Raw genomic sequence first — 24,881 nt, forward strand, 5'->3', positions numbered from 1 at the left:
TCCGAATTTTCAGCCTGAGCACTCCGTTAACCTATGGCGCTAGTCAAACTCCAGACACAGCACTTCCGAAACCTGTTATCTGCGCCTGTAGAATTTTCACCGTCCTTCAATCTTCTTTATGGCGCCAATGGCAGCGGTAAAACCAGTGTTCTGGAAGCGATTGGCTATCTGGGTCTTGGTCGGTCGTTTCGGGTCAGCCGGCATCAGGCAGTCGTGGCTCATGGGCAATCGAAACTGACTGTCTTCGGGGCACTGGATTCAGGTCTGTTGGCGCAAGAGTCTTCAGAGAAGGTTGAGCACAGAATTGGTATTTCCCGGGATGTCAGCCTCAAGGAAACCCAGTTGCGGGTAGATGGTGAGGCGGTTCGCAGTCTTTCGTTTCTGGCGATGCATCTGCCGGTCTCGGTCATTGATCCCGGGGTATTCGACATTGTTGCTGGTGGCCCGGGTAAGCGTCGGCAGTTTCTGGATTGGTTAGTGTTCCACGTGGAACCTTCCTTTTCTTCCCTGTGGCAACAGGTTCAGAGAGTCACGTCACAGCGGAATCAAATGCTGAGAAATGGTAGACTGGACGAATCGTTGATGCGGGTCTGGGATTCCCAGTACGGCGCCTTGGCGGAGTCGTTGAGTGACATCCGGCAAACTGTTTTCCAACGCTTCAAGATCGCTTTTGAATCGGTGTTGGCGGAGCTGGATGCGCCCTGGGTGGAAGGTCTGAAGATGGACTTTTATCCGGGCTGGGATCGAAGCACAGCGTTGACCGAAGTATTGGTCAACCATCGTGAACAAGAACGTCGGATGGGCCACACCTTGTACGGCCCGAACCGGGCGGATATCCGTCTGAAGTTTGGTGGTCGTCCGGTGGCGGAAACGTTCTCGCGGGGGCAGCAAAAGACACTGGTGATCCTGATGAAGATTGCTCAGGGCAAGGTGTTGAGTGATCTTGGCAAACAGGTGACGTTTCTGTTGGACGATATCAACGCCGAGTTGGATGTTCGTCATCGCGTTATGCTGGCTCGCAACTTACAGGAACTGCGTTGTCAGGTGTTTATCACCTCCATTGAGCATCCGGAACCGGACACGTTGTGGCACGATGGGGATACACCTGAATACAGAATGTTCCACGTGGAACATGGACAATTGACGGAAGAATAGCTGAGCCGGGCGGGTTCGCGAATGATCGTGTCTGTCGCCAGGGCTGGGCTCACCTCCAGGAGTCTCTTTTAATGAGTGAATCGAACTACAATTCCTCCAGTATCAAAGTCCTCAAAGGACTCGACGCGGTGCGTAAACGGCCCGGTATGTACATCGGTGATACCGACGATGGCACCGGCCTGCATCACATGGTCTTTGAGTTGGTGGATAACTCCATCGATGAGGCTCTGGCTGGTTACTGTTCTGAAATCGGCATCATCATCCACCCGGACGAATCCATTACCGTAAAAGACAATGGTCGCGGTATCCCGGTCGATCTACATGAAGAGGAAGGTGTTTCGGCCGCCGAAGTCATCATGACTGTGTTGCATGCCGGCGGTAAGTTCGACGACAACTCCTACAAGGTCTCCGGCGGTCTGCACGGTGTGGGTGTGTCTGTGGTCAACGCCCTGTCTTCCTCGCTGACCCTCACCATCCGCCGGGATGGCAAGGTCTATGAGCAGAGCTACACCCACGGTGTACCTAATGCGCCCTTGGGCGAAGTCGGTGAAACCGATGCCTCCGGTACCAAGGTTCACTTTATTCCCTCTCCGGAAACCTTCACTCATATCCAGTTCCATTACGACATCCTGGCCAAGCGCCTGCGGGAACTCGCTTTCCTGAACAGTGGTGTGCGTATCCGCCTGACGGATGAGCGTTCAGGCAAGGAGGAGATTTTTGAATATGAAGGTGGTCTGCGGGCCTTTGTTGAGCACCTGAATACCAACAAGACGGCCATCAACCGTGTCTTCCATTTCAACCGTGAGCGGGAAGATGGCATTGCGGTAGAAGTGGCCATGCAGTGGAACGATGCCTTCCAGGAAAACATCTACTGCTTCACCAACAATATTCCCCAGCGGGATGGTGGTACTCACCTGGCCGGTTTCCGGGCAGCACTGACCCGCTCTCTGAACAACTACATTGATCATGAAGGCCTGGGCAAGAAAGCCAAGGTAGCGACCTCCGGTGATGATGCCCGGGAAGGCCTGACCGCTATCATCAGTGTGAAAGTGCCCGATCCCAAGTTCTCCTCCCAGACCAAGGACAAGCTGGTGTCCTCGGAAGTGAAGACGGCGGTGGAGCAGGAACTGTATCAGAGCTTTGCGGAGTACCTGCAGGAGCAACCCAACGAAGCCAAGCAGATCGTTAACAAGATGATCGAAGCGGCCCGTGCCCGGGAAGCAGCCCGTAAGGCCCGGGATATGACCCGCCGTAAGGGCGCCCTGGACATTGCCGGCCTGCCCGGCAAGCTGGCGGACTGCCAGGAAAAAGACCCTGCCCTCTCCGAACTGTTCATTGTGGAGGGTGATTCTGCGGGTGGCAGTGCCAAGCAGGGCCGTGATCGTAAGACCCAGGCCATCCTGCCCCTGAAAGGTAAGATCCTGAACGTCGAGAAAGCCCGTTTTGACAAGATGCTGTCTTCCGCGGAAGTTGGCACTCTGATCACGGCACTGGGTTGTGGCATCGGCCGCGAAGAGTTCAACCCGGACAAACTCCGTTATCACTCCATCATCATCATGACCGATGCCGATGTGGACGGTTCACACATCCGTACCCTGCTGCTGACCTTCCTGTTCCGCCAGATGCGGGAAATCATCGAGCGCGGCCATGTGTTCATTGCCATGCCGCCGCTGTACAAGGTCAAGCGTGGCAAACAGGAGCAATACCTGAAGGACGAGAAGGCGAAGGAAGCCTATCTGACCCAGACGGCCCTGGAAGGCGCCCAGCTGTATGTGAACCCGGAAGCACCGGCCATCAAGGATTCCGCCCTGGAAACCATGGTGAAGGATTATCAGGCAGTGATGGCGATGATCGATCGCCTGTCCCGGGCCTATCCGGCCAAGGTACTGCAGCAGATGGTCTACAACAGTACGCTCAAGCCGGAACACCTGAAGGAAGAGGTTGAAGTGGCCCGTTGGGTGGCGCGCCTGGGTGAAGGTCTGGATCTGGATACCCGCACGGGCACCAAGTACACCTTCTCCGTTACCCGCGATGAGGAACGGGGCCTGTACCTGCCCAAAGTCACCATCTTTGTGCATGGCATTCCCCATGAGCATGTGTTCAGTCATGACTTCTTCGAGTCTTCGTCCTACGGGGCCATTGCCCGTCTGGGCGAGACCCTGGAGGGGCTGATTGAGGATGGCGCCTACATCCAGCGTGGCGAGCGCAAGCAGTCTGTGCTGTCCTTCGAGGGCGCCCTGGAGTGGCTGATGAAGGAAGCCCAGCGTGGCCTGAACATCCAGCGATACAAGGGGCTGGGTGAAATGAACCCGGATCAGTTGTGGGAAACCACCATGGATCCGGAAACCCGCCGGATGATGAAGGTCACCATTGAGGATGCGATTGCCGCGGACCAGATCTTCACCACACTGATGGGGGATGATGTGGAGCCACGGCGGGACTTCATCCAGAGCAACGCGCTGGAAGTGACCAACCTGGATATCTGATCAGACCAACCTTGTTGGCAATAAAAAACGGTGGCTCCTTGAGGATGCCACCGTTTTTTATGGGTGTCCGGGGAACCCGGAAACCGGTGTTGTAATAACCTATTTCGAGGACCCTGACTCTGCCCTCTTCCGTTCCTTTTCTTTTTCCTTTTCAATCAGATGTGGCGCCATCACCTCTTCCAGGGTATACCCCGTCAGGCGTCGGATGGTGCGCCAGAGGTAATAGAAGATCAGCATCATCATCACCATGGAGGGGATGGCAATCATCGGATAGCTCACCAGGGTCATGCGGCCCAGTTCCTCATTGAAGGCCTGGGTGCCCGAAGGGCTCACCACAATCCATTTCGCCAGCACATAATTCATGATGGACGAGAACAGGAAGGTGCCGGCAAAGAAATAGCTGGCCTTAAGTAGCCGCCCTTCAAACTCCTCCACGCAGTTCTTTTCTTCCAGTGAGGCCTGAATCTTGTCCACGTCCAGCACATTCGGGTTATAAAGCAGAGTACGGACCAGGGGGTACCTGGTGCGCGTAGACACCAGTACCGCCAGACCAATGACGGCGGGCACGGCCGCTTCCTTGATGGCGAGCCAGCCGGCATCCAGTTCCAGCAAACCAATGCCGCCGGTGAGGCCGACACTGATCAGGCCCAGCAAGGCGATGAAGTTTTTCTTGTGGTAGCGCACCAGCTCGAACAGGCCCCAGCCGAGGGGAAACGCCAGGCCGATGATCAGTGCATTGACGCTGCCCAGGTGTTCGTCACCACTGAACTTCATCAGAATCACCGAGGGAATGATGATACTGACCAGCAGATCGATCCAGGGTCTGGGTTGGTGGTCGGGAGTGGGAGAATTACTCTGGGACGTCATGGTTACCGCCTGATCGGTGAATCAACGGCAGAACCCGAGGGGGGAAACTGCCGGAAAGAGCTTCCGGCAGTATACGACGAATAGGAAGTCAGACGTAACCGCCTGGTTCAGGCGCCCACTTCCTTCAGGCATTCCTCAACAATATTCAGCCCTTCTTCCAGCACTTCGTCTTCGATGGTCACCGGCATCAGGAACCGCAGTGTGTTGCCGTGCATACCGCAACTCAGCAGGATCAGTCCTTTCTCCTTTGCCTTCTTGGTAATGGCCCCGGCCAGTTCTGGCATGGGCTTGTGACTATCCTTGCTTTCCACCAGCTCAAAGGCCGCCATGGGGCCCAGATTGCGAGCGTTGTCCACATGGGTGAACTGCTCCTGCCATTGGTCGAACCGGGCTCTGAGTTTCTCGCCCAGGCGCTGGCTCTTGCCAAGGATGTCTTCTTCTTTGATCACATCAAACACCGCCAGAGCTGCGGCACAGGCAGTGGGGCTGCCGGTGTAGGTGCCGCCCAGGGAGTTCGGGCCGGAGGAGTCCATCACCTTGTCGGTGCCGACAATGGCAGAGATAGGCATGCCATCGGCCATGGACTTGGCCATGGTCATGATGTCCGGCTCAACACCACTGTGCTCGATGGCGAACAGCTTGCCGGTGCGGCCAAAGCCACTTTGCACTTCATCCACGATCATCATGATGTCGTTGTCATCGCAGATCTTGCGGATGGCTTTCAGGAAACTTGTCGGTGCCGGGTAGAAACCGCCCTCACCCAGAACCGGCTCCAGTACGATGGCGGCGGTTTCGTGGGCCGGGGAATCGGCTTTCATGGTCATCGCCAGGCCCCGCAGAGCCTCTTCTTCGGAAATGCCATGGTAAGGCACCGGGTAAGGCGCGCGGTACACCAGGCCGGGCATGGGGCCGAAGGAGGTCTGGTAAGGGGCGGCCTTGCCGTTCATGGCCATGGTGAAGAAGGTGCGGCCGTGGTAGCCGCCGTCAAAACAGATAACGTTGTTTTTGCCGGTGGCTGCGCGGGCAATCTTGACCGCGTTTTCCAATGCCTCGGCGCCGGAGTTGGCCAGCATGACCTTGCCGTGGCCTTTTACCGGCACCACTTCGCTCAGTTTCTGGGCCAGCTTCACGTAGCCCTCGTAGGGCATCACCGTCTGGCAGGTGTGCATCAGTTTGTCGAGCTGCGCCTTGACGGCCTCAACCACCTTGGGATGTCGATGGCCGATGTTCAATACGCCGATACCGCCGGCGAAATCGATCATGCGTTTGCCATCTGCGTCCCAGACCTCTGCGTTCAGGGCGTGATCTGCAAATTGATCATTGGGGCTTGCTGCGCCCGCGGCGACGTATCGCTCTTTGAGTGCCTGCAATTCTTTGTTGCTCACTTTGCGTGTCTCCCTGTGTCAGGATTAGGAATTTCTAGTACCAGTGTAGGGAGTACGCACCCAACACACAAACCGACCAACGGGGCACTCAGTGTTCTGTCTGGCTCCCGGTGTCCCGGAATTGCAGGCTGGCCAGGCGCCGGTACAGCGGGTTATCGCGGATCAACTGGTCGTGACTGCCCACTGCCAGCAGTCGGCCTTCGTCAAATACCGCGATCCTGTCGGCATCCCGCACCGTTGCCAGCCGGTGAGCAATCACCAGGGTAGTCCGGCCCTCCGTGAGCGCCGGCATGGCCCGCTGAATCAGGTGCTCGCTTTCCGCATCCAGGGCGCTGGTGGCTTCATCAAGCAGCAGAATCGGAGCGTCGGCCAACAGCGCACGGGCAATCGCCAGTCGTTGTTTCTGGCCACCGGAAAGGCCCTGGCCGGCATCACCCAGGGGCGTGTCGTAACCCTGTGGCAGGGCCTGAATAAATTCGTGGGCGTGGGCAATACGGGCGGCCTGCTCGATCTCAGCCTGATTGGCCTCGGGCCGGGCGTAGCGCAGATTATCGGCGACAGTGCCATGAAACAGGGCGGGATTCTGCGGCACCAGAGCGAAACACCGTCGCAGGTCAGCCAGTGGAACCTTGGCGGTGTCTATGCCCTCCAACCGGATAGAACCGTCCTGTAGCGGATAGAAACCCAGTAGCAGATCAAACAACGTGGATTTACCGGCACCGGACGGTCCGACCAGGGCAAGGGTTTCACCCGGCTGGATTTCCAGAGAGACCCTGGCAAGCGCTGGCCGTTCCGTGCGCCCGCTGTAGCTGAAGCTCAGGTTATCCAGAGTAATTGCACCGGTCACTGTGCCCGGAAGCCGGTCCGTTCCTGTCTCGGGACGCCGCTCCGGCTCGGTCTGCAGCAGCTCAAACAGGCGAGCTGCGGAACCGGCGGCGCGCTGCAATTCGCCAATCACCTCACTGATGGCTCCAGCCGCGACCCCCACCAGCAGGCTGTAGAACACAAAGGCTGCCAGCTCACCCGGTGAGATTCGGCCATGAATCACATCCAGCCCGCCAATCCAGATGACAATACCGACGGCGCCCATCACCAGGGAAATCGCCAATGTGGTCAGCCAGGCGCGCTGCCGAATCCGTTGCCGGGCAATATCGAAGGCTTTTTCAGAAACCTCGGCGAAATAGCGGCGGTCGTGAGGCTGATGATTGAAGGCCTGTACGGTTTTGATCTGGCTGAGATTCTCCCCGACATAACTGCCAATATCCGCCACCCGGTCCTGACTCAGTCGGGACAGCGCCCGCACCCGGCGGCCGTAAAACAGGATCGGCGCAATCACCAGCGGAAATCCCAGCAGGATGATGCTGGCCAGCTTGGCGTTGGTGACAAACAGAAGAATGAGCCCGCCGATAAGCATCAGCGTGTTGCGCAGGGCGATGGAGACGGTGGAGCCAATCACCGATTGCAGTACGGTGGTGTCAGCCGTAAACCGGGACTGAATCTCCAGGGCCCGGTTCTGTTCAAAGAAGCTGGGCGTGAGATCGATCAGGTGATTGAATACCCGTTTTCGAATATCTGCCACCACCCGTTCGCCAATCCAGGACACCAGGTAGAATCGGGCAAACGAACCAAAGGCCAGGCCGAGTACCAGCACGAAAAACAGGCCGATGGCTTTGGCGAGGTTTTCCGGAGACTGCGTGGCCAGGCCCTGATCGACCAGAATGCGCAGGCCCTGGCCCAGACCAAGAGTGATGCCGGCAGTAATAACCAGTGCCACCAGTGCCCCTACAACCGCGCGTCGATAGGGACTGATAAACTCGATGACAAGTCTTAGAGCTTTACGATGGTTGGGGCTGATGGTCACTCTCCTGATCGATCAAAGTTTAATTAAGCCGTTTCTTTTACGATTTGTCCTCAGATGAAGACGTATCATAGCTGTTAGCAAGAGTGCACGGGATGGGGAGCCTTTCCGGGACCGTCAAAAGCCAGGGATGGCTTTTGTCGAGCGTACAGGGATGTATTTACAGCGTGTCCCGGAAAGGCTCCCCATCTCGGGCGCTCGACATCTCCAAAAGTTCAAGGATATTGCATTGAGAGCCTACGCCGACAACGACTACCCCGCCGATCATAAGCCAGACTGGTCGATTATTTCCGGGCTGTGGCCGTATCTTCTGGAATTCAGGGGGCGGGTCGCGTTGGCTATGGCGATGCTGGTCTTGGCAAAGCTGGCCACCGTCGCCACCCCGGTGGCACTGAAATACATTGTCGACTACCTGGACCAGAACCGCGGTGCCGACATGCTGCTGTGGATTCCGGTCGTGCTGGTGGTGGCCTACGGTAGCCTGCGCTTTGGCGCCACCCTGTTCAGCGAACTGCGGGATGCCGTGTTTGCCCGGGTGGCGGAACGGGCCATGCGGCGGGTGTCATTGCGGGTGTTTGAACACCTGCATCAGCGCGAGCTGGGCTTTCACCTGGACCGTAAAACCGGTGGCCTGGCCCGGGATATTGAACGCGGCACCAACGGCATCAGCTTTTTGCTGCGCTTCACCCTGTTCAACATCGTGCCTACCATCCTGGAAATCCTGCTGGTGGCGGGCATCCTGCTGGTGGTGTTCAACGTCGGGTATGTCGTCGCCATTCTGGTGGCGGTGGTTGTGTATGTGGTGTTCTCTATCAGGATCACCGAGTGGCGAACCAGGTTCGTGCGGGAAGCCAATGCCCGGGACAACCAGTCCAACTCCCGGGCCATCGACAGCCTGCTGAACTATGAGACGGTGAAATACTTCAACAACGAACGCTACGAGGCCGAACTGTACGATCAGGACCTGGATGAGTGGGAAAAGGCTCGGTTGAAGAACCGCCTGTCGCTGGCCACCCTGAACGCTGGCCAGGCATTGATCATCGGCATAGCGCTGATCGTCATTATGGCCATGGCGGTGGGCGAAGTGGCCAGCGGCGAAATCACCCTGGGTGATTTCACCATGATCAACGCCTACCTGATCCAGCTGTTCATTCCCCTGAATGCCCTGGGCTTTGTCTACCGGGAAATCCGCCAGGCCCTGGTGAATGTGGAGCGTCTGTTCAAACTACTGGGTGACCAACCGGCAATCCAGGACGCGCCGGATGCCAGGCCCCTGGTTGTGGATAACGGAGAGGTACGCTTCGAACATATCCACTTTGCCTACCGCCCGGACCGGTTGATCCTGCAAGACGTTAGCTTCACTATCCCTGCCGGCCATACCGTGGCGGTGGTGGGCGCCAGCGGTGCCGGCAAGTCTACCCTCGCCCGGCTGCTGTTCCGCTTCTACGAGGTCGATAACGGCGCTATCCGGATTGATGGCCAGGATATTCGATCGGTCACCCAAGACAGTCTGCGTTCTGCCATCGGGGTGGTACCGCAGGACACCGTACTGTTCAACGATACCCTTTACCGTAACCTGGCGTATGGCCGCCCCGAAGCGACCGAGGAAGAAGTCTACCGGGCCGCGCGCATGGCCCACCTGGAAGATTTTATCCACAGCCTTCCAGAAGGCTACGAAACGAAAGTCGGCGAGCGCGGCCTCAAGTTGTCTGGCGGCGAAAAACAGCGGGTGGCCATTGCCCGGGTTATCCTGAAGAACCCGCCAATACTGATCCTGGACGAGGCAACCTCCTCCCTGGACTCCTTGTCCGAACAGGCCATCCTCGGTGCCCTGAAAGAGGTCAGCCACCAGCGTACTACCCTGGTGATTGCCCACAGGTTATCCACAGTTCGCGATGCCAATAGCATTCTGGTGATGGACGGGGGCCGGATTGTCGAAAGTGGCAGCCATCACGAGTTGCTGGCCCGCGATGGTCATTACGCCCGTCTTTGGGAACAGCAACATCGGACTGAGGATAACTGATGCCCGTGGCCATTATTGCTCTCCGAGCCGAAGCGCCAGTCCTGAAGCCCGCACCACCTGTTGGCTTACGCTGTCTTTGAACACCTGCGCATCGCCGGTAATCAGGCTGAACCAGTTCCTGGCCCGGGTGATGCCCGTGTACACCAGTTCCTTGGTCAGTACCGGGCTGAGGCGATCCGGCAGCACCAGACAGGTGTGGTTGAATTCGGAACCCTGGGACTTATGCACCGTCATGGCGTATACCGTTTCCAGCTGCTGCAAACGGCTGGGGGAAATCCAGCGAATGCCGCCGGTGCTGTCACTGCTCGGGAAGGCTACCCGAAGGGTCGCTTTTGGCTCGCCGGTTTCGGTCTTATCCCAGGGTACACTGAAGGTGAGGCCGATATCCCCGTTCATCAGGCCGAGGTTGTAGTCGTTGCCGGTGACCAGCACCGGCCGGCCGGCGTACCAGCCGTCGGTTTTGTCGATCAGTTTTTCAGCCAGCAGCTTCTGGGCGATACGCTGGTTCAAGCCCTCCACGCCCCAGGGGCCTTTGCGTAACGCACACAGCACCTGGAAATCGTTGAAGGCTTCCAACACCTCAGCGGCGTGGGCATCCCAGGCTTCCCGGGGACTGTCGGCGGTCAAATCACAGCTGTGGATAACTTCCAGATAATGGCTATAGCCTACCGGTGTTGGCAGCGCCTGGCCATTCACCACCCGGCCCTGGCCGGCGTTTCGGAAAGCCTCCGGTGAGCCGGTGATGGCGTGGTGGCAGATCAGCTCAAGTGTCTGATCCGGATCGGGTTTTGGTGTTTGGCCGTTCAGCCAGATTACATCATCAAACCCGGCGTCCCGGATATGACCCAGTACCTGGCTGGTGAGCTCGCTGGTGTTTACGGCTTCTGCCAGTTGACGGATACCACTGTCCTGTCCGAAGCGGTAGCTCTTGCGCAACATCGCCACCGCCTGGTCGAGTGGCTGGCCGGAGTTATCCACAAGGCTATCCGGCACCTGCGCGCCGGTGATGGCAGCCAGCCAACGGGCAGTATCCGGCGTGTAGTGGGCGTCCAGGGCCCGTTGGCACAGTTCCCCCAGCACCGCACCGGCGTCCACTGAGGCCAGCTGGTCCTTGTCGCCCAGCAGGATCAGCTGAGCGCTGGCGGGCAGGGCATCGAATACCGAGGCCATCAGGTCGACATCCACCATGGATGCCTCATCGATGACCAGGATATCCACCAGCAACGGATTGTCTCGGTGATGTCGGAACTGGCGCGTGTCTGGCCGGCTACCGAGTAGCCGGTGCAGGGTGGTGACCTTGGTGGGAATGTCCTCCAGTTTCACGGAGCCGGGCAGGTCGGCCAGTGGCAGCTTGCTGACCGCACCGCCAATGGATTCGTTCAGCCGGGCGGCGGCCTTGCCGGTGGGTGCGGCCAGGCGGATACGGTACTTGCGCCCTGCCCGCTCCGGGCTTTCCCCGGCCACGGCCTGCAGGGCTGCCAGAAGATTCACCACGGTGGTGGTCTTGCCGGTACCCGGACCACCGGTGATCACGGCGAAGCGGTTACGGGCGGCCAGAGCGCAGGCCAGTTTCTGGTAATCCACCGGCTCTGTGGACTGGAACAGTTTGCTGAGCGCTGTGGATAAGGTTTGGGAGGCCGCCGATTGCGGGTCGGCCAGCGGCGATGGCAAGGCCAGTCGTTGCTGAATGCCCTCGGCAATGCGTTGTTCGTAACGCCAGAACCGGCGCAGGTACAGTCGGGTGCCGTTCAGTACCAGCGGTGCCGGCACGGAGCCATCGCTCACGGCCAGAGAACCCTGCAGGGCTGCGAGGCAATCGGTTAGCTGTACCCGTGACAGCAGTTCCTGTGGATAACGCCCTTGCAGGTTGGCCACCTCGCTCTCAGACAGGCCGGTATTGGCCGGTTCTTCCGGCGGCAGCGCCAGGGTCTGGCCGGCATCGTCGAGTAGCGTGGCCAGATCGATGCATACGTGCCCCCGGCCCACCTGGTGCGAGGTCAGTGCCGCCAACAGCAGCACCAGTGGTTGCGGGCCTTCGCCCTGCTCTTCGCTGAGTTCCCTGATCAGCCGGGCAAAGCCGGTATCCAGCGGGCGAATCCAGCCGGCCTGTTGCCATTGCCCTAACAGCGCCTCGGTGTCGTCAGGATGGGCCAGCAGCTGGGAGTTATCCACAGTCTCCGGTGATTCTGTGGCCGCCCGGTTCACTGGCGTGTCGTCACCCAGGTCCAGGGCAAACTGGTTTTCGGTATGGCGGGTACGGCTCATGCAGCCACCTCCCCGGACACCGGCTCGCCATCGAACAGGGCGTCCAGTTGTTCGATCAGCACCCTGGGGGGCTTGTCGGTAAAGGCGCCGCCGCTGGCGGAGTTCACCCCTCGCAGGAACAGGTACACCGCGCCGCCAATGTGCTGGTCGTAGTCGTATCCCGGTAAACGGGCCTTCAGCAGCCGGTGCAGGGCCAGCAGGTAGAGGATGTATTGCAGGTCGTAGCGTTTGTCCAGAATCGCCTGGCCCATGGCCTGGTCGGTGTAGGCGTCGTCGTCCTCGCCCAGGGTATTGGATTTGTAGTCCAGCACGTAATACTGCCCCTTGTGTTCAAACACCAGGTCGATAAAGCCCTTGAGCATGCCATTGAAGCGGTTGGCCTCGGCCCGGGGCCGGTCCGCGCCGTTCAGGGTGTAACGGGTGACCAGTTTGTCCAGTGTATGGATGCTGACGTTACGGCTTTCAAACCAGAACTCCAGCTCCGGGCGCAGACTGCCCAACTGCGCCAGGCTGGCGGTATCCTGGCCATTGCGATCCAGTCGCAGTGGTTTGCGGATCAGTTCCAGCAGCCAGTGTTGCAGGGGGTCCACCCAGTCGCTCCAGCCCCGGGTGCCGCAGCGGCGGCTCAGCTGTTCGTGCAGCAGCTCGGGGTTATCCACAACCCGCTGGAAGCCCTGCGCCGTGCACCATTCCAGTAATTCGTGCAGGAAGGTGCCGGGGCCGGCGCCCTTGGGGAAATGGTGATGGTTGCGCACCGCGGGCACGGGGGGCGCTTCATCAGTGTCGTCCTGGGCACTCTCTTCCAGCAGGTTCTGGGTCTGGGCGTCTTCCACCTCGCCGGTGAAGGTAATGCCGGTGCCGGCCATGCCGGTGTATTCGATGGTGGAGTAACTGGCTATCCACCAGTCTTCCTTCGCTTCGCGGTTGGAGATCAGCGCCGGGCCCAGGGCTTCCGGGGCGGTTTCGGTGAATATTGTGTTTCCGGCTTCCGGCAGCGGGGAAATCCGGATTTCCGGGCGGTCCTGGGCCAGTGAGGCCAGAGCCTGGCTAATGGACCGCTCCGGTGTTCCGGCAATCGCATAGCCCAGGCCGCTCTGATACCAGTTATCCACAGCCGCCGCGCCCACCCAGGTGGCAAACCGGGCCCGGGTCAGGGCCACATAGAGTTTACGGATGTCCTCGCCCAGGCGTTCCTGGTCGGCCCTTTCAATGTCTTCCGGAGTCGGATCGAACACGGTCACCAGCTTGCCGGTGTCGTCATGGTAGCGAACATACGCCTGCTTCGGGTTCTCTGCCCGGAAGGCGGTGCCGAAGGGCAGGAATACCAGTGGGTATTCCAGGCCCTTGGATTTGTGCACGGTGATTACCTTTACCAGACCGGCGTCGCTTTCCAGGCGCAGGGTGCGGTGTTCGTCTTCTTCGTCTGCCGCCCGCAGGATCTGGGTGAAGTGGTGCACCAGGGCATGTTCGCCGTCCAGTTGCAGGCTGTCCTGCTGCAGCAGTTCGGCAATGTGCAGGATGTCAGTCAGTCTTCGCTCACCGTCAGGGCGTTGCAGCAGGCGGCCGGGAACCTCGAAGTCCATCAGAAAACTACGCAGCATGGGCAATACGCCCTGGCTCTGCCACTGTTGCTGGTAGCGCTGGAAGCGCTCGATTTCCCGTTCCAGTATCAGCTCATCGGTGAGCAGCCGATCCAGTGCGTGCCAGCTCTGGCCCAGGGTCGGTGTGGCCAGCGCGGCGCGGATGAACGCCAACTGCCGGGGTTCGGCAAAGGCGCGCAGCCAGCACAGTACCTCGTTCGCCTCCCGGGAGGTCAATACTGAATCCCGGTCCGACAGGTACACACTCTTGATGCGCCGCCGGCCGAGGGCGTCCCGCACCGCAGCGGCCTCGTTGCGGTTATTCACCAGTACGGCAATGTCTCTGGCTTCAACGGGTTCGAGGTCGTCCGGGCTGTCTGGCAAGGCAAAGCCGGCCTGCCTTCCCTGCCCCAGGGTCAACAATCGGGCGATTTCACTGGCGCAGGTTTCGGCCATTTCAGCCGTGGCGGTGCCCTTGGCGAGGCCCTTGGGGTTACCCTCTTTGTCGGTTTCACCGGATTCGTGGGTCCAGAACACCAGGCTGGGCTGGACTTCACCCTGCACCGACCACAGCCGCCTGGTGCCGTTGGCATCGACGCCCTGGAACGGCAGCGGCGTGCTGTCGCCCTTGCCGAACAGGAAGGCGCCCCTGGCGCTGAACTGGTCGCTGTGCTCAAACACCCGGTTGACGGCGCTCACCATGGTTTCGGCGGAGCGGAAGTTCTTGCCCAGGGTGTAAGTGCGTGCCTGCACGCCCAGGCGGGCCTGCAGGTAAGTGTGGATATCGGCGCCCCGGAAACCGTAGATGGCCTGTTTCGGATCGCCGATCATCAGCAGGCAGGTGTCCGGTTGGTTGGCTTCGACGTTATAGATCCGGTTGAAGATGCGGTACTGCACCGGGTCGGTATCCTGAAACTCGTCAATCAGCGCTACCGGAAACTGGCGGCGGATGGTGGCGGCCAGTTGGTCCCCGCGGGGGCCGTGCAGCGCGTCATCCAGGCGGGTGAGCAGGTCATCAAAACCCATTTCCGAGCGCTGCTGCTTTTCCGCTTCCAGTCGCCCGGCAATCCAGTGGCTGGCGTGGCGCAGGATGTCGGACTTGGCACTGGGCGGGTTCTGGCCGAAGGCCAGCAAGGCGTCGATGGCGTCAAACGCCGGGTGCTGGGGTGCCGGGTCGTCGCCTTTCAGGATGTTGTCCAGACCCTCGGGGGTCTGGTTCTTGTAACCGGCAGCGCTGTCCAGCTTCTCCGGCAATAGCTCGTCGGATTCGGCCCAGGCGACCAGAAACTCCCACACCTTGAGCATGGCGTTCTTGCTACCCCCGTGCAGACGCTTGCCTTTGTTCAGATCGTTCAGCAGGTCAGTGACTTCCTGTTGCCACTGGGCCCAGGGGTGGGCTTTCAGTTCACCGGCCCGCGCGAGCCGTTCGCTGACCACCTGGTCAATGGCTTCGTGCACGCTCTGGGGCGGTGTACCCAGAGCATCCGGGTCGTCGATCAGATTACGTACCGCCTTGCGCAGATCGGTGGGGGTTTTCCAGTGGCTCAGGGCTTCGTCCATAAGGGCCGGTGGTAACGGGTAAACGAAGGTACGCCAGTAATCCCTTGCCACCTCGTCCAGCAGTTCGCTCTGGTCGGTTTCCAGGGTGAGCTTGAACAGGCTGCCGCTGTCGAAGGCGTGTTCGCTGAGCATGCGGTTGCAGAAACCGTGAATGGTGGATACCGCCGCTTCGTCCATCCATTCGGCGGCCAGCAGCAGTTTCTTGCGGCAGTCAGGCCACCTGGCCGGGTCCGGATAACTGTCATCCCGCAGCTTGTGGATAAGTGCGGTTTCCGGGGTGGGTTCGAGGTGGTCAGCGGCGTCGGAAAACACCTCGGCGGCCTGGGTCAGCCGGGTGCGGATGCGGTCCCGCAGCTCCTTGGTGGCGGCGTCGGTAAAGGTGACCACCAGCAGGTTTGGTGGCAACAGGTTCTGCAGCGGGCTGTCTTCTGCCTGGCCATGGCCCAGCACCAGGCGCACATACAGGATGGCGATGGTGAAGGTTTTGCCGGTGCCGGCGCTGGCCTCGATCAGCGCGCTGCCATTCAGGGGCAGGGCCAGCGGGTCCAGGTTCGGGTTTCGGTTGGTTCTCTGTTCCGTCATTCCATACTCCCGATTTGCTCCGCCGCCGACTTGCCCTGTTCGGCCTCCCACAGAGGCACATAAAGCTGGTGCAGCAGGGCTTCAAACTCGCCGCTCGCCATCAGTGCCTCGGGACTTTCGAAGGCACCCAGCAGGTAGCCGGTGTCCCGGTCCAGGGCGGTGGAATAGGCCTGTTCTGCTTCGCTAATGGCCCGTTCGTGGTCGCCGACAGATTTCTTGCCGCCATAGAAACTGGTGATCCAGGCAAAGCCGGCTTCGCAGTGAATGGGCAGGGTCCGGGTGGTGGCTTCCATCCAGCGGCCCAGAATGGCTTCGAAGTGCTTTTGTGCCTGCTCCGGAGCCATGACCGGGAAGTGGAATTTACGGCCTTCTTCCTTGCCCAGGATCACGGTTTCATAGGGCTGGCCACTGAGTTGCCCGGCCAGGTGAACCAACCAGTCCCGCAGCAGATTGGCGTAGCGGACTTTTTTCGAGTAACCGGAGCCGGTCAGCAGACCGGAGTTGGCGATCACCAGTCGGCACAGTTGTCCTGAAGGGTTGCAGCGCAGATTGTCGATTAAATCGACCACCTCCACTGCGCCTGTGCTATCCGAGTACCGAAACTCGAACGGTAAGGGCTCGGCCACTGCTTCCGGCCACTCGGCCAGCGCGCCGCGGTAGCGTTGAAACAGGTCTGGCAGGCGGCCGGCCAGCTCGGTGCGCAGGCGATGTTCGGTCACCCCCATACCCAAATCGCCCCGCCGGGCCATACGGTCCAGAGTGGCTTCCAGGCGTTCGTGCAACTCCTCTTCACTGGCCGCTTTGACGACACCCTCATGGATCAGCTCGTTGTCCAGGCGCCAGCGGTCCAGGCCGTTCAGGTCGAAGTTTTCGTTATCGGTGTCGTCTTCTTCCACCGCTTCAAAGCGCACCTGCAGCCGGCGCTGGTAGAAGGTGTCGATGGGCTTTTTCAGGAAATTCGCCAGCTCGTTCAGGCTGATGGGCTCTTCGGGCGTCTGGTACGGCAGCGCTTCCCGGCTCTGCTCCGGGTTATCCACTGCATGAGCGCTACGCCATTCCCGTTCATAGGTGAACAGTCCCCGGGCCTGCAGCACGTCGGCCAGGGGTTTGGGTTGGGTCTCTTCACCCTCGCCCACGCCGTTGGTTCTGGGGAAATAGTCCCGGCTGAAAGGCTGCAGCGGATGCTGGGTGGTCAGAGCCCTGGTAACAGAACCATCCGGTTGCCCCGCCACGGTCCACAGACTGTTCAGGTGGTCCTGTAACTGGCCGATGAGCACCGAGGGTGGCCGTTCGGAGTCGTCCCTGATACTGCGCCCCACCCAGCTGATGTACAGCTGTTCCCGGGCGGACAACAAGGCTTCCAGAAACAGGTAGCGGTCGTCTTCCCGGCGGGAGCGGTCCCCCGGCCGATAATCCTGGGCCATGAGGTCGAAATCCACCGGCGGCCGGGAGCGAGGGTAATCGCCGTCGTTCATGCCCAGCAGGCAGACCTTGCGGAACGGAATGGCCCGCATCGGCATCAGGGTGGCGAAGTTGACCTTGCCGGCCAGGAAACGCTGGTTCAGGCCGCCCTCATCCAGGCCCTGCAGCAGCACATCCTTGACGATATTCAGGGGCAGCGGTTGCTGTTCCAGTCCGGCGGCCAGGGCATCGTCCAGCCACTGCTCCAACTGACGGCGGAAGCGGTTGAGCAACAGCAGGTCCTGGCCTTCCACCTTGTGGAAAAACTGCTCCAGCATGGCGGAGAACAGGGCTTCCCATTCACCGGGCGTGCGGGTGGCCTGCAGTGCCTGCCACAGGGTTTCCAGCTGGTGCACGAACTCGCCCAGGCGACCGGCCAGGCTGGCTTGCAGGCCGCCGATTTCACCATAGGGCTCTACCCCGCCCCAGGGCTGGTCATCGCCCATGCCATAACCCAGCAACATGGCGCGCAGCCCGGCTTGCCAGGTGTTGCGTTCCAGCTCTGCCGGCAGGTCCAGGCTTTCCCGGTGCTTGCCATGCAGGCCCCAGCGAATATTGGCGCCTTCCACCCAGCGCCGGGCCAGAGGGATGTCGTCTTCGCTGATGTCAAAGCGGTCGCGGATGCCGGCTACTTCCAGCAAGCTGATGATTTCGCTCACACCGAAGCGGCTTCGGGGCAATGACATCAGGGTTTCCAGGGCAATCAGCACGGGTTCGTGGTGGCGCTGTCCCTGGTCGGAAATGGTGAACGGAATGTGGCGCTTGCGGCCCGGCGAGTAGCGACCGAACACCGCCTGAATATGAGGCGCGTACACGTTGATGTCAGGCACCATCACAATTACATCCCGGGGCCGCAGTGTCGGATCGGCATTGAACGCAGCCAGCAGCTGGTCGTGCAGAATCTCCACTTCCCGCTGGGGGCCGTGGGCGTCGTGGAACACTACGGAATGGTCGCGGGTCAGATCCACCGTGCGCTGCTGCTGGCGGATTTCCTGCAGTGGCGTCAGGTTGTGGATATCGTTCTGCAACTGGTGCAGCAGGCAGGGGTTATCCACATCGCCATGGTCGGTGAAGATGTCGATCTTCTGGCCGGGCGTCTGGAAACTGGCGTGGTAGTCGTCCGGGTTGTCGAACTCATCCAGCAGGCGAATGTAGTCCCGGCCCTGTTTGCCCCAGGCCGCCAGCAACGGGTTGGCGTGCTGGTGCAACTGGTCCGGGTCGTCAATTTGCGACAACACCGGGTGTGGCGCGCCCCGCTTGCGTTCGGCTTTTAACAGTTCCCGGTCGCTGATGATGTCGGCCCAGTAGAACTGGCAGGGGTTGTGGACGCACAGCACCACCTGGCTGAACCGGCTCAGTACATACAGGGCTTCCAGCGCCTGCCGGGGCAGCGACGATACTCCGAACACCACGATGCGCTTGGGCAAGCGACTGGCATTGGCCGGTTCGCTGATGCGCTGGCCCTGGGCCATAAAGCGGGTGTGGATTTGCGAACGGCTGGTGTGGGCCTCGCTGCCCACGTCCTCGACCAGCTTGCGCCAGAGCAGGGGCTGCCAGCAGGCTTCCGTATCCAGAGCTTTCTCCTCGCCCCGGGCCGTGATCACCACATCCTTGCTCTGTTCCCAGGCCGCGAGCCAGTCGGCCCGGAACACCTGGTACTGGTCGAACAGATCCGCCACTTTCTCCGCCAGCTGGAAATTGCGCAGATCGGTATCGCGGCCGTCCAGGAATCGCGCCAGTGGTGTGAAGGCCTCATCCTGCCCCACCAGCTCCGGCAACAATCGGTACAGCCGCCAGACCAGGCGGCGCTTGTCGAAGGGGGACTGCTCCGGTACTTCGCCGTCGGGCAACACCGCCCGATAGGCCTGCCAGATGAACCGGGCAGGAAACAGGAAATCCATGCCGGCGGCAATGCCCAGGCCGCCTTCCACGCCATCCTCGGTGCGCTTCTCTGCCAGCGCCAGCTTCAGCCACTGGGCAATGCCGTTACTCTGCACCAGAAAGGTCTCGCTCTGTAGCGGCGGCATGGGGTTCTGCCGGCAGATATAGACCACGGCGCGGCGCAGGTCTTCCAGATGGTTGGCATGGATGGCGTGAAAGCCGGGTTCAATGGCGGTAGAGTCGGCCATGGTTTTCCTTGTCTGATGAACAATTCAATCCTTGGGCCACAGCTTACCGCAGTTGGCCGAGAATACGGACCGTCAGGCACACTCCATCGTAACCTGACGGAGCGATGCGGGCAGTCGTGATTGTTCAAAAGACAGAGGTTGCGAATCCGGATGACGGCCGGGTCAGGAATGCCGCAGACAAGCCAGAAGCAGATGACGAACCTGGCTCTGGGAGGACGCATCCAGACAAGAGAAATCCTCGGCGTGCAACTGCCTGTTTTGCATCAGCCTGGCCAGACTTTTGGTATCAATGCTGATGCAAACCCGATCATGATGCCGGCTCTCCAGCCAGCTCAGATCTTCAATCTTGTGCGCCTGAACCGGGTTCGGGCGTGTGAAGGGCATACCCATAGCTCCTCCGTAAACCTGTCAGTGCATGGCCATCGCCGGACGTGTTGTCGGCGTTGTGAACGGGAACGAGGGCCAGTTCAGGTACTCGGCAAAGAATGCCGAATGACGACGATGATCCAGCAATACCTCCAGACACTCATCGGTGCTGCATCGACCGGTTATACCCGGGCAGGGCTCGCTGGATTGCAGGCTGTCCAGAGCCCGGAAAAGCACATGCTCGGCGGCGCTGATGTCGCCACGGTCGCGGAGCGCCCGGCATACCAGTATCGCCGCCAGGGTCAGCTCTACCTGCATGCAGTCCGGGTGATGTTTACGGGCCAGGCACGCCAGATCGAAAGCACTGCCGGTGGCGGCCACCAGCTTGTCGGAATCCTGGTTTTCACTGAAGGTAAAGGCATATTCCATCCAGAGCAGCCATAGATCATTTTTCTCGTTCAGGGAAAGACTGGCAAACATCCGGCGGTGGCGTGGGCAGAGAAATTTCATGGCGTCCTCCTTGTCGTGATGCAAATGATAATAGTTATCATTAAGTGGATTGGCAAGGCTCGTGATGATTAATTTTTGTGCATGGAACGGGTTTGAGCCTGCCCGCCTTCCGGCGTAAAGTTTGTGCCTCTTTGCCAATCCAACGTCTGCATTCCTATGAGCAAGCACCGACCAGTTCCCGCCAGCCTGGATGATCCACTTTATTATCTGGAGAACATGGATATTCTGGTGGCCTGGGTAGCGAACCACCACGCGGACCTGTTAACGGAACAGGAGCGAAGCCGGTTGGCGGCCTATACGGACCTCGCCACCGGGCCCCGGGCGCTGCTGACCCGCATGGTAATGCGCACCGGAGAGCTTTTCCGGGCCGACAAGCTGCGTTATCCCGAACTGCCGGTGCCGGAATCGGAAGCACTCAGGATACTGGTGCACGCGGGCTGGCTGGATCCTGCGCCGGAGCTAAGCCTGGACGACCTGTTCCGGCTGTTTACCCTGGCCGAATTACGGCCGGTGTTCGCCGATTGGCTGCAACAGCAGGGTCACCCGAAAACCCTGGGCAAGGCCCAGATGCGGGAGCTGCTGGCGGAACCGTTCAATGCACCAAGAGCCCTGGGGGCTTGGCTGCCTGGTGGCGGTGAGGCTTCGACTGTGGTCCGGTTGCAGGACATGGCCTTGTTCGATCGCATCCGCCTGATGTTCTTCGGCAATCTGCGCCAGAGCTGGACCGACTTTGTGCTGGTGGAACTGGGCGTTCAGCAGTTCGAGTCTGTGCCATTTACTCCGGCATCCCGGGCCTTCCAGCAGCGGGCCGAGGTGGATTGCTACCTGCAGATGCACCAATGCCGGGAACGGCTCGACAATGGCGAACCGGCGGTGGACGTCTGGCCCGATGTCCCGGGCCCTGTGGATAATCCCTGGCTTGCCAGCCGACGGGACCGTTTATTGCTGGAACTGGGCCGGCAGGCGGAGCGCCAGGGCGAACCGGAACTGGCACTTGAGGTCCTGGAAAACAGCGGTCACCGGGAAGCGCGGCTGAAACAGCTTCGCTTACTGGAACGGATGAAGCGTTTTCAGGAAGCCTGGGCCATAGCCTGTCAGTGGCGAACCAGTGCACTGAGCGACGCCGAAGCCCAGGGCCTGGCCCGGTTGCTGAAGCGGCTGGCGCCGAAGGTAGGGGCCGACCAGCCCGAGCCTGTGGATAACCCCCCACTGCAGGAATTCACCCTCACATTGCCGAAGCCGGACACGGGTACGGTGGAGCTGGCAGCGCTGCAGCATCTGGCCACGGATGACGCCCCGGTGTTCTATGTGGAAAACACCCTGATCAACGCCCTGTTCGGTCTGCTGTGCTGGCCGGTGATCTTCCAGCCCCTGCCCGGCGCCTTCTTCCATCCGTTCCATATTGGTCCGGCAGACCTGACCCGGGAAGACTTCGTTGCCCGTCGCCAGCAGGCGTTCGAGCAAAGGTTCCGTTTGCTGGGCACCGGCGCCTATCGCCGGGAAATGCTCGACACCTTCAAGAACAAGCAGGGCATCGCCAATCCTTTCGTGTTCTGGCCGGTTTTGGATAAAGCTCTTTTGGAGCTGGCCCTGCACTGCATTCCCTCGGGCCACCTGGAGGCCCTGTTCCGACGCCTGCTCAACAACATCAAGGAACACCGCAGCGGCTTCCCGGACCTGATCCGTCTGGTGCCAGAAGCAGACCACCCGGAACAACGCTATGAAATGATTGAGGTGAAAGGCCCTGGCGACCGCCTGCAGGACCATCAGGTGCGCTGGTTGCAGTTCTTCGCCCGGCAAGGCATCCCGGCCAGCGTGTGCTATGTGCGCTGGCAGGATGATGAGGCCATTGTGTGAAAGTTGCTGTCCGCACTTTGTGTGAGTTCGCGGCCCGCCACGGCGACCTGGATTTCCGCTACACCCCTGCACCCACTGCAGAGGAGGGCATAGCCGGCCATCAGGTCATCCAGTCAAAGCGTGGCTACGGCTACAAAAGCGAGTTTTCAGTGACCGGTCTCGTTCTTGGAATGGAGCTGTCCGGCCGGGTTGATGGTTACCATCCGCACAAGAACCGGCTGGAAGAAATCAAGACTCACCGGGGCGATGTGTCCCGCATCCGCCCTCACCAGCGGGCTTTGCACCGGGCCCAGTTACGGGCCTATGGCGCTTTGCTGTGCCGGCAGGAAAACCGCAAGAGCGTGGAACTGGCGCTGGTCTACTACGACATCGGCCGGGACAAGGAAACGTTGCTCACCGAAACCGCCAAAGCCGACGAGCTCTGGCAGGAACTGGAAACCCTGTGTGGTCTTTACAAAGCCTGGGCGGAGCAGGAAGAACACCATCGGGAACAACGAGACGCCCTGCTGGCCAACCTGCGCTTTCCCTTCCCGGACTTTCGCCCCCGGCAACGGCAGCTGGCGGAAACCGTGTACAAGAACTCGGTCAGAGCCGGCACCCTGCTGCTGGAAGCACCTACCGGCCTGGGCAAGACCCTGGGTACCCTGTTTCCGGCCCTGATGGCAATGCCTGCCGCCAGGCAGGACCGGCTGTTCTACCTCACCTGCCGCAATACCGCCCGGCAGCTGGCGCTGGATGCTGTGGATAAGTTGCAGCATGCCCGGGATGAGTTGCAGCCCTGGCCTTTGCGAGTTCTGGAACTGGTATCGAAGGACGACGCCTGTGAACACCCGGACAAAGCCTGCCACGGCGATTCCTGCCCGCTGGCCAAGGGCTTTTTTGACCGCCTGCCCGATGCCCGGGCCGAGGCGGTACAGAGCAAGGAGCCGTTAACTCAAGAGACATTGGCGAACATCGCCGCCGGTCATGATATTTGCCCCTACTTCCTGGCCCAGGAAATGGCCCGCTGGAGCGACCTGGTGATTGGTGATGTGAACCGGCTGTTCGATCAGTCGGCCCTGCTGAACGGCCTGATTCGCCAAAACCACTGGCAGGCCAGCGTGCTGGTGGACGAAGCCCACAACCTGGTAGACCGGGCCCGGGGCATGTACTCGGTGCAACTGGAACAGCAGCGCTTGCTGAAGCTGAAAAAGACCGCCCCGAAACCGGTGAAAGCCGCCCTGAATCGCACCGCTCGGGCCTGGCAGGCGCTGATCCGGGATCACGGCGAACAGGCCCAGCCGGTGTTCCTCCCGATTCTGCCGTCGCAATTGCTGGGTGCCCTGCAGGCCATGGTCTCGGTGATCACCGACTACCTGGCTGACAACCCCCCGGACCTGGCCCTGCAGGAAGTGATGTTCGAAAGTGTGGCCTTCATGAAACTGGCGGACAGCTTTGGCGATCATTCCCTGTGCGAATTCCAGCGCAGCGGCCGTGGCCGGGCCCGCCTGACCATCCAGAACCTGATCCCGGCGGATTTCCTCATTGAGCGCTTCAAAGCCGCTCACTCGGTGCTGCTGTTCTCCGCAACCCTCAGCCCCGGCGTGTATTACCGGGACTTGCTTGGTTTGCCGGAAGACGCCCGCTTCACGTCCCTGCCCAGCCCGTTCAGCGCCGGACAACTGAAGGTTGAGTTCACGCCCGGCATCAGCACCCGGCAGGTGCATCGTGAAGCCAGCCTGCAGCCCATCGCCGAACTGATCGCCAAACAGTACCGGGAACGGCCGGGCCACTACCTGGCGTTCTTCAGCAGCTTTAAATACGCCAAAGAGGTGAGCGATGCGTTGGCAAACCAGGCACCTGATATTCCCCAGCGTTCACAACAACCGGGGATGAGCGCGGAGCAGCGTCGGCAGTTCCTGGCGGACTTTCGGAAGCCTGAAGGCAGCATCGCTTTTGCGGTGCTCGGCGGCGTGTTCAGCGAAGGCATCGACCTGCCTGGTGACCAGCTGATTGGCGCCTTTGTGGCCACCCTTGGCCTGCCACCGTTTGATGCCTGGCATGAAATCCTCAAAGACCGTCTGCAACAACGATTTGGCGAAGGCTATAACTACACCTACCTGATCCCCGGCCTGCAGAAAGTGGCCCAGGCCGCTGGCCGGGTGATCCGCACTCCGGAAGACCGGGGGGTAATCTGGCTGATTGATGACCGTTTTCTGAAACGACCGGTGCGGGGCCTGTTGCCGACCTGGTGGTTCACCAACACCTGATTCAGAGAGCGTCAAATTGTCGCGATCGACGTCAGTTGTTACATATCACTATGGAAAAAACTGTTCGCTTGCTTAGAATCCGTAGCCCTTAATGACAATCCCCCCGATGATCAAGGACACTGATTGCAAATGAACCCGACCGATCTTGTTTTCCAGAGCTATGGTCGCTGCTGCCGCAAGGATGAATTCTTTGTGGATTTCTACGACTTCTTCATGTCCAGCTCCGATGCCATCCGCAACCGGTTTCTGAACACGGATATGTCTGCTCAGCGCCATCTGCTGCGTAACGGTGTGATGCAGATCATCCTGGTTGCCCGGGGTATGTCCGACCGCAAATTGCGGGATCTGGGAGAAAGCCATAATCGCCACAATTACAATATTCAGCCTGAGTGGTACGACCTCTGGCAGGAGGCATTGCTGAAAACGGTCCGCGCTCACGATCCGGAATACACGCCCGAACTCCGAGAGGCGTGGCGTAGCGTGCTCAAGCCCGGTATCGACCTGATCCGCGGCGCTTACTGAGTTCGTGGCAAGCTGACGGGCGGGAT

General features: G+C 60.2%; 14 protein-coding genes. 6 read left to right on the forward strand and 8 right to left on the reverse strand.

All coding sequences use genetic code 11. The annotated features are described in order from the left end of the window. The first annotated feature begins 33 nt into the window (after positions 1-33). Positions 34-1,155 (forward strand): DNA replication/repair protein RecF, encoded by a 1,122-nt coding sequence (recF, locus tag Q675_RS34280; RefSeq protein WP_014419999.1) that lies wholly within the window; start codon positions 34-36, stop codon positions 1,153-1,155. A gap of 71 nt (positions 1,156-1,226) precedes the next feature. Beyond that, positions 1,227-3,641 carry a DNA topoisomerase (ATP-hydrolyzing) subunit B gene (gene gyrB / locus Q675_RS34285; RefSeq protein WP_023011916.1) on the forward strand — a complete coding sequence of 805 codons (2,415 nt, stop codon included), beginning with the start codon at positions 1,227-1,229 and terminating at the stop codon, positions 3,639-3,641. 99 nt (positions 3,642-3,740) lie between these two features. Here the strand turns inward: gyrB and Q675_RS34290 are convergent, their stop codons facing one another. The 3 genes from Q675_RS34290 to Q675_RS34300 form a co-directional block, all read right to left on the reverse strand. After that, positions 3,741-4,508: a VC0807 family protein gene (locus Q675_RS34290; protein WP_011783587.1), complete on the reverse strand. Its 768-nt coding sequence runs from the start codon at positions 4,506-4,508 to the stop codon at positions 3,741-3,743. Between the two features lie 107 nt (positions 4,509-4,615). Beyond that, positions 4,616-5,893, reverse strand: a complete 1,278-nt coding sequence (locus tag Q675_RS34295) for an aspartate aminotransferase family protein (RefSeq protein ID WP_023011917.1) — start codon at positions 5,891-5,893, stop codon at positions 4,616-4,618. An 88-nt stretch (positions 5,894-5,981) separates the two neighbouring features. Then, entirely contained in the window at positions 5,982-7,754 is a 1,773-nt protein-coding gene (locus Q675_RS34300; RefSeq protein ID WP_023011918.1) for an ABC transporter transmembrane domain-containing protein, read from the reverse strand. A 226-nt stretch (positions 7,755-7,980) separates the two neighbouring features. On the opposite strand from Q675_RS34300, the gene Q675_RS34305 reads away from it, so the two are divergent. Then, positions 7,981-9,774 carry an ABCB family ABC transporter ATP-binding protein/permease gene (locus tag Q675_RS34305; RefSeq protein WP_023011919.1) on the forward strand — a complete coding sequence of 598 codons (1,794 nt, stop codon included), beginning with the start codon at positions 7,981-7,983 and terminating at the stop codon, positions 9,772-9,774. A gap of 12 nt (positions 9,775-9,786) precedes the next feature. On the opposite strand, the gene recD is transcribed toward Q675_RS34305, so the two are convergent. From recD to Q675_RS34330, 5 genes are all read right to left on the reverse strand, one after another. After that, complete coding sequence (recD, locus tag Q675_RS34310; protein WP_023011920.1) at positions 9,787-12,039, reverse strand: exodeoxyribonuclease V subunit alpha; 2,253 nt, start codon at positions 12,037-12,039, stop codon at positions 9,787-9,789. Beyond that, positions 12,036-15,761, reverse strand: a complete 3,726-nt coding sequence (gene recB / locus Q675_RS34315; RefSeq protein WP_023011921.1) for an exodeoxyribonuclease V subunit beta — start codon at positions 15,759-15,761, stop codon at positions 12,036-12,038. Before recB ends, recD begins: the two co-directional genes overlap by 4 nt. Continuing rightward, on the reverse strand, positions 15,758-19,351 hold the full coding sequence (recC, locus tag Q675_RS34320) for an exodeoxyribonuclease V subunit gamma (protein WP_023011922.1): 3,594 nt from the start codon (positions 19,349-19,351) through the stop codon (positions 15,758-15,760). The genes recB and recC overlap by 4 nt, the downstream gene beginning before the upstream one ends. 162 nt (positions 19,352-19,513) lie before the next feature. Continuing rightward, a complete protein-coding gene (locus Q675_RS34325; protein ID WP_152525378.1) occupies positions 19,514-19,735 on the reverse strand; it encodes a hypothetical protein in 222 nt (73 codons plus the stop codon). A 24-nt stretch (positions 19,736-19,759) separates the two neighbouring features. Beyond that, the gene (locus Q675_RS34330) at positions 19,760-20,227 is read right to left on the reverse strand and encodes a hypothetical protein (RefSeq protein ID WP_023011924.1); all 468 of its coding nucleotides are present in this window, start codon (positions 20,225-20,227) and stop codon (positions 19,760-19,762) included. Positions 20,228-20,383: 156 nt separating this feature from the next. Between Q675_RS34330 and Q675_RS34335 the strand changes: the two genes are divergently transcribed. The 3 genes from Q675_RS34335 to Q675_RS34345 all read left to right on the forward strand — a co-directional run bounded on the left by Q675_RS34335 (position 20,384) and on the right by Q675_RS34345 (position 24,855). After that, positions 20,384-22,084 carry a VRR-NUC domain-containing protein gene (locus Q675_RS34335; protein ID WP_023011925.1) on the forward strand — a complete coding sequence of 567 codons (1,701 nt, stop codon included), beginning with the start codon at positions 20,384-20,386 and terminating at the stop codon, positions 22,082-22,084. After that, positions 22,081-24,333 (forward strand): ATP-dependent DNA helicase, encoded by a 2,253-nt coding sequence (locus Q675_RS34340; RefSeq protein ID WP_023011926.1) that lies wholly within the window; start codon positions 22,081-22,083, stop codon positions 24,331-24,333. Before Q675_RS34335 ends, Q675_RS34340 begins: the two co-directional genes overlap by 4 nt. A 129-nt stretch (positions 24,334-24,462) precedes the next feature. Beyond that, on the forward strand, positions 24,463-24,855 hold the full coding sequence (locus Q675_RS34345; RefSeq protein ID WP_011783597.1) for a globin domain-containing protein: 393 nt from the start codon (positions 24,463-24,465) through the stop codon (positions 24,853-24,855). The last annotated feature ends 26 nt before the right edge of the window (positions 24,856-24,881 follow it).

Origin of the sequence: Marinobacter sp. EN3 (assembly GCF_000475315.1) — a bacterium.
GTDB classification, from domain to species: domain Bacteria; phylum Pseudomonadota; class Gammaproteobacteria; order Pseudomonadales; family Oleiphilaceae; genus Marinobacter; species Marinobacter nauticus.